11 protein-coding genes and 1 pseudogene are annotated in these 15,245 nt (G+C 31.8%); 5 read left to right on the top strand and 7 right to left on the bottom strand.

What is annotated here, in order from left to right; all coding sequences use genetic code 11:
- Positions 1 to 306: 306 nt before the first annotated feature.
- Complete coding sequence (locus tag O5Y44_RS08585; RefSeq protein WP_371465981.1) at positions 307 to 1,680, bottom strand: glycine--tRNA ligase; 1,374 nt, start codon at positions 1,678 to 1,680, stop codon at positions 307 to 309.
- A gap of 387 nt (positions 1,681 to 2,067) precedes the next feature.
- Here O5Y44_RS08585 and O5Y44_RS08580 point away from each other — a divergent pair, with 387 nt between their 5' ends.
- Both O5Y44_RS08580 and O5Y44_RS08575 read left to right on the top strand, forming a co-directional pair.
- Positions 2,068 to 2,760: a CPBP family intramembrane glutamic endopeptidase gene (locus O5Y44_RS08580; protein ID WP_371465980.1), complete on the top strand. Its 693-nt coding sequence runs from the start codon at positions 2,068 to 2,070 to the stop codon at positions 2,758 to 2,760.
- A gap of 9 nt (positions 2,761 to 2,769) precedes the next feature.
- Positions 2,770 to 3,927 carry an MFS transporter gene (locus tag O5Y44_RS08575; protein WP_371465979.1) on the top strand — a complete coding sequence of 386 codons (1,158 nt, stop codon included), beginning with the start codon at positions 2,770 to 2,772 and terminating at the stop codon, positions 3,925 to 3,927.
- 110 nt (positions 3,928 to 4,037) lie between these two features.
- Here the strand turns inward: O5Y44_RS08575 and O5Y44_RS08570 are convergent, their stop codons facing one another.
- The 5 genes from O5Y44_RS08570 to O5Y44_RS08550 form a co-directional block, all read right to left on the bottom strand.
- A complete protein-coding gene (locus O5Y44_RS08570) occupies positions 4,038 to 5,270 on the bottom strand; it encodes an aminoacyltransferase (RefSeq protein ID WP_371465978.1) in 1,233 nt (410 codons plus the stop codon).
- 399 nt (positions 5,271 to 5,669) lie between these two features.
- Positions 5,670 to 6,347, bottom strand: a complete 678-nt coding sequence (abpA, locus tag O5Y44_RS08565; protein WP_371465975.1) for an amylase-binding adhesin AbpA — start codon at positions 6,345 to 6,347, stop codon at positions 5,670 to 5,672.
- A 285-nt stretch (positions 6,348 to 6,632) separates the two neighbouring features.
- Positions 6,633 to 7,667 carry a M42 family metallopeptidase gene (locus O5Y44_RS08560; protein ID WP_371465974.1) on the bottom strand — a complete coding sequence of 345 codons (1,035 nt, stop codon included), beginning with the start codon at positions 7,665 to 7,667 and terminating at the stop codon, positions 6,633 to 6,635.
- A 68-nt stretch (positions 7,668 to 7,735) separates the two neighbouring features.
- Positions 7,736 to 8,602: a class II fructose-1,6-bisphosphate aldolase gene (gene fba / locus O5Y44_RS08555; protein WP_371465972.1), complete on the bottom strand. Its 867-nt coding sequence runs from the start codon at positions 8,600 to 8,602 to the stop codon at positions 7,736 to 7,738.
- 369 nt (positions 8,603 to 8,971) lie between these two features.
- Complete coding sequence (locus O5Y44_RS08550) at positions 8,972 to 9,871, bottom strand: RluA family pseudouridine synthase (protein ID WP_371465971.1); 900 nt, start codon at positions 9,869 to 9,871, stop codon at positions 8,972 to 8,974.
- 271 nt (positions 9,872 to 10,142) lie between these two features.
- On the opposite strand from O5Y44_RS08550, the gene uvrB reads away from it, so the two are divergent.
- From uvrB to O5Y44_RS08535, 3 genes are all read left to right on the top strand, one after another.
- Entirely contained in the window at positions 10,143 to 12,143 is a 2,001-nt protein-coding gene (uvrB, locus tag O5Y44_RS08545; RefSeq protein WP_371465970.1) for an excinuclease ABC subunit UvrB, read from the top strand.
- A 282-nt stretch (positions 12,144 to 12,425) separates the two neighbouring features.
- Positions 12,426 to 13,493, top strand: coding sequence for a D-alanine--D-alanine ligase (locus O5Y44_RS08540; protein WP_271987179.1), 1,068 nt, complete (start codon positions 12,426 to 12,428; stop codon positions 13,491 to 13,493).
- Between the two features lie 8 nt (positions 13,494 to 13,501).
- Positions 13,502 to 14,863: a UDP-N-acetylmuramoyl-tripeptide--D-alanyl-D-alanine ligase gene (locus tag O5Y44_RS08535; protein ID WP_371465969.1), complete on the top strand. Its 1,362-nt coding sequence runs from the start codon at positions 13,502 to 13,504 to the stop codon at positions 14,861 to 14,863.
- Positions 14,864 to 15,095: 232 nt separating this feature from the next.
- Here O5Y44_RS08535 and O5Y44_RS08530 read toward each other — a convergent pair.
- A pseudogene (locus tag O5Y44_RS08530) lies at positions 15,096 to 15,245 on the bottom strand (IS200/IS605 family transposase); the annotation flags it as partial.

The following is a 15,245-nucleotide window of genomic DNA, read 5'->3' as shown; positions in this document are numbered from 1 at the left end:
GTTTGTCCAGTAAAAGGGGTACATATCAAACAAGATTTTATTGAGTCTCCCCTGTACAGTTTATTAGATATCTAAAAAGCTTTTATAAAGCGAATTTAGATATCAATAAACCTATGCGCCTATGAGTTCTCATATGCACTATTTTAAAATTATTATATCTTTTTAATAAAATTCTCGATACCATATACTACTCCATCTTCATTATTTGATTTTGTAACATAATCTGCAAACTTTTTTACGTCTGCCTCGTACCTTGACAAGTAGCCCAAAAAACACTCAGAACTATTGTTCTGAGTGTCCATTTAATTAGAATTTAATTTTTTCTTCGATGTATTGTTTTAATTCAGTGATAGGAATACGAGTTTGTTCCATAGTATCTCTATCACGAACAGTTACCATTCCATCGTTTTCAGACTCGAAGTCATAAGTGATACAGAAAGGAGTACCAATTTCATCTTGTCTTCTATATCTCTTACCAATTGATCCAGTTTCATCAAAATCAACCATAAAGTCTGCAGCTAATTGTTGATATACTTCAACAGCTTTATCACTTAATTTTTTAGAAAGTGGTAAGATAGCTGCTTTAAACGGAGCAAGAGCTGGGTGGAATTTAAGAACTGTACGAGTATCATTTTCTCCAACCTCTTCTTCGTTATATGCATCACATAAGAATGCTAGAAGAACACGGTCAACCCCTACAGATGGTTCGATACAATATGGGATGAATTTTTCATTTGTACTTAAGTCTTGATAAGTTAAATCTTGACCAGAGTGTTCCATATGTTGTTTTAAGTCGTAATCTGTTCTTGAAGCAATACCCCAAAGTTCTCCCCAACCAAATGGGAATTTGAACTCGATATCTGTAGTTGCATTTGAATAGTGTGATAATTCTTCTTTATCATGATCACGAAGACGGATATTTTCTTTAGTCATACCTAAGTCTAATAAGAATTTCTCACAACTGTTTTTCCAAGTTGTATGCCAATCTAATTCTGTTCCTGGTTCACAGAAGAATTCTAATTCCATTTGTTCGAATTCACGAGTACGGAAGATAAAGTTCCCTGGTGTAATTTCGTTACGGAATGATTTACCAATTTGTCCAATACCAAATGGTAATTTTTTACGCATACTACGTTGAACGTTTTTGAAGTTAACGAAGATACCTTGTGCTGTTTCTGGACGTAGGTAAATTTGGCTCGTAGAATTTTCTACTACACCTTGGTTTGTTTTAAACATTAGGTTAAATTGACGAATGTTAGTGTAGTCATGGCTACCACATTCTGGACATTTAATGTTTTCACGATCGATAATAGCTTCTAATTCTTCAAATGGAAGACCATCAACTACTACATCCTCATTTTTTTCGTTGAAATAGTATTCTTCGATTAATTTATCCGCACGAAGACGTGATTTACAAACTTTACAGTCCATCATAGGATCACTGAAGTTACCTACGTGTCCTGATGCTTCCCAAGTACGTGGGTTCATGAAAATAGCTGCATCTAACCCTACGTTATATGGTGATTCTTGAATAAATTTTTTCCACCATGCTTTTTTTACGTTATTTTTTAATTCTACACCTAGTGGACCATAATCCCAAGTATTAGCTAATCCACCATAAATTTCAGATCCTTGAAATACGAATCCTCTATTTTTTGCTAGAGATAAAATTTTCTCCATTGTTGTTTCCTCCTTATTAATAAAAATATAAAAAGCCCTAGATATGCCGAAGCACATCTAGGGACGAAATAATTTCCGCGGTTCCACCCTGATTAGTAAAAACTCAACTTTAACAATATTAAATTGTATTTAATGCCAATATTGTTGCTGAACTCTCACCATCATCAGCTCGCTTACTTACTTTACATTCTATCACTAAATTTATAAATTTTCAAGTGAAATTTATAAATTTATCATGAATGCGTTTACCTCTTGGTGATAGATTATTTAAGTTAGATTTTCATCTTATTATTTTCACTATTATATACAACTTTTAATCAATAAGGTTGTACTCAGTATTTATAGATGTTATAATAGAAAATGATTAAAATTTAATAAGGAGGGTCTATGAGATTTTCATTAACTCGTGGTAATGTTAACCACCTACTTCTTAGTGGAATTATTTATATATTAGCAGTATTTGTTATTCCACTTCAACTCCCTCGAAACATTAGTGTTGATAATCGTGTAACTATTGTGTTGTTTTTATCTTTAACAGCTACCTTTATTCTTGGTTATATAGCCAGAAAAGGAACTAACGATATAGATAAACAACAGTCAAAATACAACTTTATCACCCTATTTGCAATTGGAATTATTGGATTTATTTCGATGATGTTGCTTCAAGGTATTTTGAACGGTTTGTTAGTATACCTATCAAACTTTTTCAACTTTCCTACTAAAAGTAAAAACACAAGTAACGTCGTTGAAGTATTAAAATTAAAACCATACTTCATACTATATGTAGCTGTACTAGGACCAATAATGGAAGAATTATTCTTTAGAAAAGCAGTATTTGGATATTTTTACGATGCAATGATAGGTAGTAAAAAATGGATTAGATTCACTATTCCTGCATTAATCACAGGAATTATATTCGCACTACCTCATGACGGTTTCTCACCAATTATGATCGTCTATATCGGTATGTCATTCGTATTTTCTTATCTATATTTACATACGAAAAGAATAATTACACCTATCGTAGCTCATATTCTAATGAACAGCTTAGTAGTTCTAGTGCAATTTTTCGTAAATTAGGAGGTAAATATGTCATCAAAAACTTGGTTATCGTCTAACTACTTTTTACAATTTTTAGTAACGGGTACTTTTTTACCATTCTGGATGGTATATCTGACTTCTGTAAAAAACTTAAATGTTCTAGAGGCCAGTTCAATATTCTCAATGTTGTATTTCGCTAGGGTTATCAGTGGTATATTTTTAAGTCCGTATTTAATAAAAAAATATAACTTAAATATTACGATGAAATTTTCTGTTGCTTCAGGTCTTATCCTTGCGATAAGTTATGGATTCACAAACGAAAAGATATTATTAGGAATTATCACATTCCTATTCGGGTTAATTTACTTTATGATTAGTCCACTTGTAGAAGGTTTAGCTTCTTTATTTTTACGTGAAGAAAATATTGACTACGGGAAAGCAAGAACATACGGATCACTTGGATATACAGTTGTTGGTATATTTATCGGAGGAGTATTAGGTTATGTAGGTAATGGAGCACTATATTACATACTTATATTTTTAGTAGCATTATATTTAGTATTTATGTTCCTACCACAGCCTAAATTAGTAAAAAACTTAAACTTGGATAATAACAGTAACAACGATAAAAAAGAAAGCCTATATGGCTGGGTATTAAAAGATAGAAATGCGATATTGTTAATAGTAACTATTTTCTTATATCAACTTTCTCACACAGCATACAACAATTATAACGCTATATATTTAGAAAGTATGAATATATCAGCTAAATGGTTATCAGGAGTAATCTTAAACGTATCAGTTATAGCAGAAATAATCTTCTTTATCTTTTCGAAAAGATTGGTAGATAAAATAAAACCAAAAAATCTATTGGTGTTCGCGGGAGTTTGCGCCGTGATACGTTGGTCAGCCTTAGCAACTTTCCATAATATCTATGTATTTACTGTAATGCAAACATTTCATGCAATAACATTCGCAGTTGCACATATAGCATTCATCTTAATTCTAAATAGAGATTACAACAACAAGGAGATTATAGATATGCAAAATCTATATACAGCGATTTGTTTCCAACTAAGTATGGCTATAGGATTGTATATTATGGGAGCACTGTGGGATATTAGTACTTCATACGTGTTCTACGCATCAGCAATTATCGCAGCTATAGGAACAGTAGTTGCAACGAGATTAAAAGCAAAAAGATAAAAATAAATGACCTTGAAAGTTCAGATTAACTGAGTTCAAGGTCGTTTTTGTATAGGATTTAACAAATAATTCGGAGAATGGTTTATAAATACCAAACTCCGAATTTTTAATTATCTACGAAAAATTTTCTTCACTAATTTTATAAGTTTGAATTTCAATGGATTTGGATAATAGCGGAATGTTCCCATTTTTCTAACAACATATCCATTGAAGTTTTGCTTAAATCGTAACACTCCATCAGTTCCATCAAAAATCCCTTGAATCCCCAAGAAATTATACAATGGTATACCTCTTTTTATAGATTCTAGCATTACATATTCTTGTAGTAATGTTGGAGAATAAAACTTGTTAAATTCTGTATACGATCCACTAAATAAATATGTACTCTCCTGTCCGCTATAAATGAATAAGCTTCCTGATAGTACTACTTCTTCTTTTCCATATTTAGAAATAAAACCTTCAGCTTCTTCTATACGATTATCATATGTTTCAATCTCACGATTTAATTCTTTTGATAATCGATTAAACTTAGCTGATTTTTTCTCTCCAGGATTTTCCTCAATAAGTTTTTCTAACTTATCTACAATTGTTTTTTTATTACTTTGAAGATTCAATAAATATTCCTCAAAATTAATAGTAGCAATCATAAACTCCGCATCTTCTCCAAAACTATCATAGAAATCTTCATAATATTCTAGGGGTTTATCACTATAATCACGTCTATTACTAGTAGAAGCTGTGATATCTTTAAATATTTGCAGTTCATTTCTTTCTAGTTTTCTAACTTTAATACCGAAACTTTTGGCTTTCTTTAATAATTGTTTTCCTTTTTTACCGAAAGAATTAACTAGAGTTTCTTCTGTTATTCCTTTCATATCTTTTACATAATGCCAATCTGGTTCACCATCTGGATAACCAGTTGTTAAACCATCATGCGTATAACCAAGTTCTACTAATTCTCTAACGAAATGTTTATTTTCTTCACCGATAGGTTCACCATCACTGTTAAATTCTTGATATGTGTTATAAGGTTTAACTATTAATTCTATTACCCCTTGTTGTTTAGCATAATCTTTTAAACCATTATAAAAATCCTTTAACTTGGATTCATCAGTATATATCGGTCCAGATTTCAATTCCATATATAATCCGCCAGCCATAGGTTTGCTGAAGACAATACTAGAAACTAGAGTTTCTCCATTTTCTTTCCAAGCAACATACTTTATCGTAAACCCTCTTTTTTCTAACAAATGACCCATTGGTACTTTTTGTATAAAAGATGCACTATCTACAATTTTCGTATGATTATTAAACTCATCTTGAGTTATTATCTCAAATGACATAAATTACCTACCTTAATATATTTTTTAGTATATAAAATTGGACAAAACTTTTATTCAACAAAAATTTTAAACTTCACTTTGCCCTTTATAGTTTATTAATATTTTAATAACTTAAAACAAAGTTCAATAAACTATTTTTCAATATCTTATTCAGTACAATTTACAATGATCTTAACCTCTAAAGTTAACACCATCGCTACTAATTGTATCATGCATACTTTTATATTTCAACAAAAAAGAGAGTAAATAATATATTATTTCCGGAAATTTAATACTAATAATTACTTGTATTGAATAAATCCAGGAATGCAGTTATTTCATATCCTGGATTCTAATTATATTCTAGAATAAAAAAAAGGAGTTTGAAATCAAACATCCTTTTTTTATTTCTCGTCAGTATTATTTAGCTGCGTGAGTTTTTGGTAAAACTCTGTTAGCTTTAACAGGACCGTTTACAACTTTACCATCTTTAGTAATAGTTTTAAGAACGTTACCTTTTTGGTCTTTAATTACAGTTGAACCGTCTTGTTTTTTCTCAACAGTTACATCTTTACCAGTTTGGTTTTTGATGTCTTCTGCAATACGTGTTGGGTTAGGTTTGTTATCTTCAACACCTGTTTTATCGTTCCAGTAGTTACCTTGACTAACTGCTGCTGCTCTATATTGTTCTTGTAATTTTTGAACGTAGCGGTTTTTAACAGTGTTGTAGATTTCATCAAATGATCTACCTGCAGTAGCTTTTGCAGCTGCAACTTTAGCTTCTAAAGCTTCTTTTTTAGTAGTGAAATCATGACCTGAGTATCCAGAATCTAAGAATGCTTTTAATTCTGCTTGAGCAGCTTTAAGAGCTTGACTTCCTTGTTGATCAAATTGTCTTTGAGCTTCAGCACGGATTTCAGCTTCGTGAGCAGCTACTTGAGCATTTGCTTCATCAGCGATGTCGCGTTCAGAAACATATTTTTTTTGAGTTAGTTGGTTTGAGTTACTTGCATTTTCACCTTGAGCTAAAGCAAGAGGAGCAACTGTAGTAGCTACTAAACCAGCTGATAATACTGATAATAATACTTTTTTGTTCATAGTATTACATCTCCTTTACATAATTAATATTAATTTTAATACGATCGTATTCGTATATATAGATATTATATTGAGTTTTGGAATAAAAGTCAAGTTGTTTTCTTAAGTTTTTTAAGATTTTTTGTTAAAATTAGGCATTAAATAGGTTTTTTTCTATTTCATTACTATTTTCATATAACATTTAGTTGACATATTTACCTGTAAATATAACTTAGGTAAATAATTTTAACATGACAATTTATAAATTAAATAATTTATTAAATCACCTGTTATTCTTTATACTTACTATACTAAAGAACTTCTTAAATAAGCATTAACTAGTTTATGAGTTTGTTCTACTGAATCTATGTGCGTTCTTTCATAAGAGTGGCTTGACTCGATTCCTGCTCCTAATAGTGCGTGTTTTACTTCTGCTCCTGCTCGCATAGCTGCCGAAGCATCACTTCCATAATATGGATATATATCTAGTTTGTATTCTATTCCATTTTCTTTAGCTAGATTTACTAAATGATTTCTGAATTCATAATTATATGGACCACTAGCGTCCTTTACACAGATGGACACTGTATATTCATCAGTTTGTTGGTCATCCCCCATTGCACCCATATCTACCGCAAGGTATTCTACTGCCTCTTTCGGAAGACTTGAGTTAGCTCCATGCCCTACTTCTTCAAATACACTGAACATGAAGTGTGTTGTATATGGAAGTTCAACATTTTCTTCTTTATATATTCTTAGTAAATTTAATAATATAGCTGCACTTACTTTATCGTCTAAAAATCTGCTCTTAATGAATCCTGTATCTGTAATAATAGTTCTAGGATCAAAACTAATAAAGTCTCCAACATCAATTCCTAAATCACGTGTTTCTTTTTCGTTAGTTACCTTGGCATCTAATCTTACTTCCATATTATCTTCTGTGCGTTCTACAGTGCCCGCATCTCTATATACGTGTGTGCTAGTTTGATGAACTAAGATTGTTCCACTTACAGTTTTTCCTGTACTTGCTACATGGACAAGGCAGTTTTCTCCTTCTATCATATTCCAAGGATAACCACCGACTTTAGCTAATTTTAGTCTTCCGTCTGGTTTTACGGCACGAACCATAGCTCCTAGAGTATCAACATGAGCAGTAACTACACGGTGTTTAGAATCATCTTTTCCTTTTACTACTACATTAACTCCGCCTTTATTGGTTCTTATCGCTGTATAACCTAGTCTTTCTATTTCTTCTACTAAGTAATCAGAGATTTCTTTAGTGTAACCTGTTGGCGATACTATACTTGTTAGTTTTTTTAAATAATTTATTGTTTCTTGCATTGGAATTCTCCCTTCTATTAAAAAAAGACCCATGCAAAGCATGAGTCTTAAAATATGTTTCGTAGTTATTATGCTTTGTTTCTTGAACCGAAGATATCGATTTTTTCGTGAACCATAGCTTTAATAGCTTCAAATCCAGGGTTTAATAATTTACGAGGGTCGAAACCTTTAGGTTTTTGATCTCCACCTTCTTCAATGTATTTACGTGTAGCTTCAGCAAATGCTAATTGACATTCAGTGTTAACATTAACTTTAGATACTCCTAGAGAGATAGCTTTTTGGATTTGGTCAGTTGGGATTCCTGAACCACCGTGTAATACTAATGGAATTCCATCAGTGATGTTAGCAATTTTTTCTAATGTTTCAAAGCTTAATCCAGCCCAGTTTTCTGGGTATTTACCGTGGATGTTACCAATACCTGCAGCTAGGAAGTCAATTCCTAAGTCAGCCATTGTTTTACATTCGTTTGGATCAGCTAATTCACCGCTACCGATAACTCCATCTTCTTCTCCACCGATTGAACCTACTTCACACTCGATAGAAATACCTTTAGAGTGAGCTAAAGCGATCATTTCTTTAGATTTAGCGATGTTTTCTTCGAATGGATAGTGAGATCCGTCGAACATTACTGAACTAAATCCAGCTTCGATAGCTTTTTGAGTTCCTTCGTATGAACCGTGGTCTAAGTGCAATGCTACAGGAACTGTAATTTTCATTTCTTCTACCATAGCTTTAACCATAGCTGCTACAGTTCTGAAACCAGTCATGTATTTAGCTGCTCCTTCACTTACACCTAAGATTACTGGACTTTTTGCTTCTTCACAAGCTGCTAAAATAGCTTTTGTCCATTCTAAGTTATTGATGTTGAAATGCCCTACAGCATATCCTTCTTTTCTTGCTTTTACAAGCATGTCTTTTGCTGGTACTAATACCATGTTGTTTGTCCTCCTTAAATAACTACTTACTATATATTATAATACTACACTTTTTAGAAAAAATAAACTATTTTCTTCTATAATTTTCAATTAAGTGTAATATTTATTAAATTTTAACATATTAATTCTTCTATTCTTTGGTATCACAAGTTTTTTGTTGTTAACGTATACATCATTAACTTCTTAGTTTTTTCAAATTCCAACCTAAAATTTCATAATCAAATTTCTTAAAAATTTTCATTTATTTAATCTATTTAATTTTTTTATCTAAATTAGGTTGTTATACTAGTACACCTTTAAATTTTTAAAAAATCACCCCAAAATTAGCTATTTAAACTAATATTTGAGGCGATATATTATACTTCTATACTATTTATCTAATTTAGACATAGTTTCAACCATGTATTCAGGAATTTCTGTTTCAAAATATAAATGTTTTCCTGTAATTGGGTGGTTGAATTCAATACTTTTTGAATGAAGTGCTTGTCCATTAGTATTTAATGTTTTTCTCGGTCCATATACTGGATCTCCTACTAATGGGTGGTTGATGTATTTCATATGTACTCTGATTTGGTGAGTACGTCCAGTTTCCAGTTCACATTCGATAAGTGTATATTTTTCAAATCTATCTACTACTTTAAAGTGTGTAATAGATGGTTTTCCTTCATCGATAACAGCCATTTCTTTACGTTCTTTTGGATTACGAGCTATTGGAGCATCAATCGTTCCATAGTCATGTTTTATACTACCATGAACAAGAGCATAATATTTCCTCTTAACATCTTTATTCGCAATCATCTCAGATAATTTAACGTGTGCTTTATCATTTTTCGCAACGATTAATAAGCCTGAAGTATCTTTATCAATTCTGTGAACAATTCCTGGTCTAATAGTTCCATTTATACTTGAAAGTTCACTGTGGAATAATAAGGCATTTACTAATGTTCCATCTTTGTGTCCTACTGATGGGTGAACAACCATACCTTTAGCTTTATTTACAATAATTAAATCATCGTCTTCATATACAATATCAATTGGAATATCTTGTTTTACAGCGTCTAATTCTTCGGGTTCCTTGTATTCAATAGTAATAACATTACCTTCTTTTAATTTATAATTTGTTTTAATACTATTTCCATCTACTTTTATATAACCTTCAGAAATTAAGTTCTGGATATTTGTTCTAGAAACATCTGTTAATTCTTGTTGTAAAAATTTATCGATTCTTTCACTTTTCGGTGAAGTATATATAATTTTTTGTGTATCCATTACTTCCTCCTTTTTTCATACTATACTATCTTAACATATACATTCAAAAAAACAAAATAAAATATAGTAGAAATGTTTTAAAATATGATACTTCTATAGTATTCCAATCTCAATATTCTTTAAATAGTAAAAATCAATCAATTTCTATCACTTCCACTATTCTCCTATCTATATTATAATGTTATAGAAAGAATTAATTAACCTTTTGTGTGAGTTACTTTATTTTTACAAAATTACTCACAATACTACTATTAAAAAAGGAGTGAATTTTTTGGAAATTAATAGATTACATGTAGATTTTGATCTTCAGAGTAAGTACGAACCTAAAGGCGACCAGGTGAATGCTATTGCCGAACTTACTGAAGGTTTAAATAATGGAGAAAAATATCAAACTTTACTTGGTGCTACAGGTACTGGTAAAACTTTCACTATAGCTAACATCGTGAAAAACGTAGGTAAACCTACCCTAGTTCTTGCCCACAACAAGACACTAGCAGGACAACTTTACAACGAGCTTAAAGAATTTTTCCCGAACAACCGAGTTGAGTATTTCGTTTCATACTACGATTACTTCCAACCAGAAGCATATGTTCCATCAACAGATACTTATATAGAAAAAGATTCTTCTGTGAACGATGAAATTGATAAACTTCGACACAGTGCAACATCATCTTTATTCGATCGAGATGATGTAATTATAGTTTCGAGTGTCAGCTGTATATATGGTTTAGGGTCTCCAGAAGAATATTCTTCTCTAGTGCTATCATTACGAGTTGGCGATGAAATTAATCGTAATAAAATAATGGAAAAACTAATCAGCATTCAATATATGAGAAATGATATCGAGTTTACTCGTGGTACTTTTAGAGTTCGTGGTGATGTTATTGAGATTTTCCCGGCATCTCGCAGTGAAAATTCGGTTCGAGTAGAAATGTTTGGAGATGAAATAGATCGTATCCGTGAAATTAATCCACTTACTGGGGAAGTGCTAAGTGAACTTGAACATATTGCAATTTACCCTGCCAGTCACTTCGTAGCTGGTGATGAAAAAACTAAAGAAGCTATTAAAAGGATTCGAGCTGAATTAGAAGAAAGATTAAAAGTTCTTAATATGGAAAACAAACTTCTAGAAGCTCAACGACTTGAACAACGTACTAACTATGACCTTGAAATGATGGAAGAAATGGGATTTTGTTCTGGTATAGAAAACTACTCTCTTCACCTTACTCTTCGTGAACCTGGTAGTACTCCATACACACTACTAGATTACTTCCCAGATGATTGGTTACTAGTAGTCGATGAATCACACGTTACTCTTCCTCAGGTTCGTGGTATGTTTAACGGAGATAGAGCTCGTAAACAAGTTCTTGTTGATTATGGTTTCAGATTACCTACAGCTCTCGATAACCGACCTTTAAACTTCGAAGAATTCGAGAAGAAATTAAACCAAGCCATTTTTGTATCAGCTACTCCTGGGGACTTCGAATTAGAGCATAGTACTAAAATTACTGAACAAATTATTCGTCCTACAGGTCTACTAGATCCGATTATCGATATTCGCCCAGTTAGCGATCAAGTCTTTGACATAACTAAAGAAGCTGAGAAAATTATAGCTAAAGGAGAACGCGTTCTAATAACTACTCTAACTAAAAAAATGGCAGAATCTCTTACTGCCTACCTGAAAGAGAATGGTCTAAAAGTAGAATATCTACATTCAGATATAAAAACTTTAGAACGTACTGAAATAATTAGAAATCTTCGTCTTGGTAAATTCGATATTCTTATTGGGATTAACTTACTACGTGAAGGTTTAGATATTCCTGAAGTTTCACTAGTAGCTATTTTGGATGCTGATAAAGAAGGATTCTTACGTGGAGATAAGGCTCTTTTACAAACTATTGGTCGTGCAGCTCGTAACGCAAATGGTCGTGTAATCATGTATGCAGATAACATTACTCGAAGTATGAGAAAAGCGATTGATGAGACGAACCGTCGTCGTGAAATTCAAATGGCTTACAACGAAGAACACGGAATCACTCCTCAAACAATTATAAAAGATATTCGTGATTCAATAAGCGCTAAGAAAGAAGTCGTTAAAGATGATGGAATTCTTGAACTTGAAGAAAGTGCAAATATCAATGATGATAATATCGAAGAACACTTAGCAGAATTAGAACAACAAATGTTCGACGCTGCAGAAAAATTTGAGTTTGAGCAAGCTGCGAAGCTTCGTGATACTATCGCAGAACTTAAAGAAAAGTATAAACTTTAGACAATAATTTTAAAGAAGCAACAAGATTAATTTGATTAATATAAAATCAAATATACTTGTGCTTCTTTTTATTATTCTTAAGTGTTTTAACTTTTTAAAAAATTTATTCAATATATCTTACAAATTTATTCTACTTTTAAATTTTTATGATATAATAAGGTATATTAGTTTTGTATCGTATTCATAAAATAATGAACATTACTAATTTAGCACATGTGTAAATCGATATTTATACATTTCAATTAAAGACAAAAACAATTTTATTTCTTAGGAGATTAAAAAATGACAAAACAAAATATTGGAATTATTTATGGTGGAAAAAGTGCTGAACACTCAATTTCACTATTAACAGCAAAATCAATTATTAACGCAATTGACAAAGAAAAATACAACGTATTCCCTATCTTCATCTCATTAGAAGGTAACTGGGCTCGTGGTGAACAAATTACATCAGAAATAGCTGATCAACATGACCTTATTTTTTCAAACTTTGATAATGACATCAGCGGATTATTATTTGAAGATGGACGTAAATTCGATATCGTCTTCCCAGTTCTTCACGGACCAAATGGTGAAGATGGAACAATCCAAGGTTTACTAGAAATTATGGATATAGCATATGTAGGTAACAATGTACTTTCAAGTGCTGCTGGTATGGATAAAGTAATTATGAAACAATTATTCGCTGCTTATGACCTTCCACAACTTCCATATGTTCACTTTATCGAGTATACATGGAAAAATAAAAAAGAAGCTATTATTAATGAAATCAACGAAAATCTTAAATATCCTGTTTTCGTTAAACCTGCAAACCTAGGTTCATCTGTTGGTATTAGCCGTTGTAATGATGAAGCTGAATTAGTTAAAGGTATCGAAGAAGCCCTAAAATTTGATAAAAAAATCGTTGTTGAACAAGGTGCTGTTGGAGCTAAAGAAATCGAAGTTGCAGTTCTTGGTTACAATGAAGTAAAAACTACTGATCCAGGTGAAATCGTAAATATATCTTCAACAGAATTCTACGACTATGAAACTAAATACACCGACGGACAATCACGTATGGATATTCCTGCACCAGTAGATACTACTCTATATCCTAAATTTAGAGAAATGGCAGCTACTGCTTTCCGTGCGATCAGTGGTTCTGGCTTAGTACGTGCTGACTTCTTCTACACTAAAGAAGGAGAAATCTTCATTAACGAAGTAAACACAATGCCTGGTTTCACACCATTCTCAATGTTCCCTTCTCTATGGGCAAACATGAATGTAAGTTATTCTGAAATTATCGAAGAATTATTCAAGTTAGCTGTAGAGCGTTACGAAGATCGCAAAAACTTATTAACTGAAGAATAGGATAAGACATGAAATATTTAGTTAAAGATTTAGAAAAAATATTAAATGCAAAAAAAGTAAATATCACAAATGATACAGAAATTACTGGTATAGCAATTGATAGTAGAAAAGTTAAACAAGGGGATCTATTCATCCCCTTCTTAGGTGAAAATGTAGATGGTCACAACTATATAGAAAGTGCTTTCGAAAAAGGTGCGGCAGCAAGTTTATCTTTAAAAGATGACTTCATTTCTGATAATAACATTATCTATGTTAATGATAGCTACGAAGCTATTCAAACTTTAGCAAAACATTATTTAGACAGCCTAAATGCAAAAACTATCGCAATCACAGGCAGCAACGGTAAAACTACTACAAAAGATATAATTACAGGTGTATTATCAATAAAATATAAAGTTCACAAAACACAAGGTAACTTTAATAATGAACTTGGTGTACCATTAACTATTCTTGCTGCACCAGAAGATAGTGAAATACTAGTTCTTGAAATGGGAGCTGATGGATTCGGTCAACTTGATTTCTTATCTAAGATGGTTGAACCAGATTATACAGTAATTACTAATATCGGTGAAAGCCATATTGAATTCTTCAAATCACGTGAAGGTATTGCTAAAGCTAAATTTGAAATTACTAACGGAATGAAAAAAGACGGATACTTCGTTTATAACGGAGATGAAGTTCTTTTAAAAACATTAGTAGATTCATCAGATATTAATGCTACTTCATGTGGTGAAAATGGCTATAACGATATTATTTTAGAAAACTACACTATTACTCGTGATAAGATTGATTTCAAACTTAACATCAGTAATGAGCAATACTTCACTAAATTAAAAGGAAAACATAATCTATTCAACATTATGTTCGCAACTGCAATCGCAAGCAAAATTGGATTAACTAACGAGGAAATCCGCAAGGCTATAGAAAATACTGTAGAAATCACGGGAATGCGTCTACAAAGTATTCCTTACAAAGAAGACTCACTAATTATTAACGATGCATATAATGCAAGCCCTACTTCTATGAAAGCTGGAGTAGATGTCGTAAGTAGCTTCGATGACTTCGATTATAAAACATTAGTATTAGGAAGCATGTTCGAACTTGGACCAAATGAAGTTAACTATCACGGTGAAGTTGGTGAATATATCTCTAACAATACTAACGATATAGATTTAGTAATTAGCGTTGGAGAGCTAGCTGAAAACATTACTAAACAAATTAAAAACGACAGAATAAAAACACTACACTTCCCTACTACTGCTGAAGTTAGTGAATATTTAAAAAATAACAAACATAAAAACGAAGTTATCCTATTTAAAGCAAGTCGTTCAATGAAATTAGAAACGATTATTGAAGAGATAACGAAGTAACAATAGACAGAAAAGGATTCATTAGCATTGAAATGTTAGTGAATCCTCATTTTATTATTGTTAAAATTTAAGTTAAATTAATATTAGTTCAAATAATGACCACCCCTGAAAAGGGGTGGTTTTCTCTTCGGGTATAACCCTTTGTTACTAACACGCACCTCAAGGCGCTGGCTTTCACATTCGTTCAAGCCCTATTGTATTTTAACGCCCGCTACCCGTTAAACGGGTTTATCTATTTTTTCTTATCTCCAAATGGATTTTTATATTCTTTTGTTGTCAATTTGTCTATCGCAATGTCATGCGATTCTTGTTCTCTGATATATTTTCTTATTGTACTTTCATTCAATCCTACAGTACTTACATAGTATCCTTCTGCCCAAAA

Origin of the sequence: Gemella sp. 27098_8_155, from assembly GCF_041433725.1 — a bacterium.
Taxonomy (GTDB): Bacteria; Bacillota; Bacilli; order Staphylococcales; family Gemellaceae; genus Gemella; species Gemella haemolysans_D.
Note: the sequence above shows the minus strand (reverse complement) of the source record. Positions and strands in the feature narration are given on the sequence as shown.

Excerpts from the sequence above, each read along its gene's own strand:
- O5Y44_RS08585 (WP_371465981.1), bottom strand. The coding sequence starts at position 1,680 with ATGGAGAAAATTTTATCTCTAGCAAAAAATAGAGGATTCGTATTTCAA.
- O5Y44_RS08580 (WP_371465980.1), top strand. The coding sequence starts at position 2,068 with ATGAGATTTTCATTAACTCGTGGTAATGTTAACCACCTACTTCTTAGT.
- O5Y44_RS08575 (WP_371465979.1), top strand. The coding sequence starts at position 2,770 with ATGTCATCAAAAACTTGGTTATCGTCTAACTACTTTTTACAATTTTTA.
- O5Y44_RS08570 (WP_371465978.1), bottom strand. The coding sequence starts at position 5,270 with ATGTCATTTGAGATAATAACTCAAGATGAGTTTAATAATCATACGAAA.
- abpA (WP_371465975.1), bottom strand. The coding sequence starts at position 6,347 with ATGAACAAAAAAGTATTATTATCAGTATTATCAGCTGGTTTAGTAGCT.
- O5Y44_RS08560 (WP_371465974.1), bottom strand. The coding sequence starts at position 7,667 with ATGCAAGAAACAATAAATTATTTAAAAAAACTAACAAGTATAGTATCG.
- fba (WP_371465972.1), bottom strand. The coding sequence starts at position 8,602 with ATGGTATTAGTACCAGCAAAAGACATGCTTGTAAAAGCAAGAAAAGAA.
- O5Y44_RS08550 (WP_371465971.1), bottom strand. The coding sequence starts at position 9,871 with ATGGATACACAAAAAATTATATATACTTCACCGAAAAGTGAAAGAATC.
- O5Y44_RS08540 (WP_271987179.1), top strand. The coding sequence starts at position 12,426 with ATGACAAAACAAAATATTGGAATTATTTATGGTGGAAAAAGTGCTGAA.
- O5Y44_RS08535 (WP_371465969.1), top strand. The coding sequence starts at position 13,502 with ATGAAATATTTAGTTAAAGATTTAGAAAAAATATTAAATGCAAAAAAA.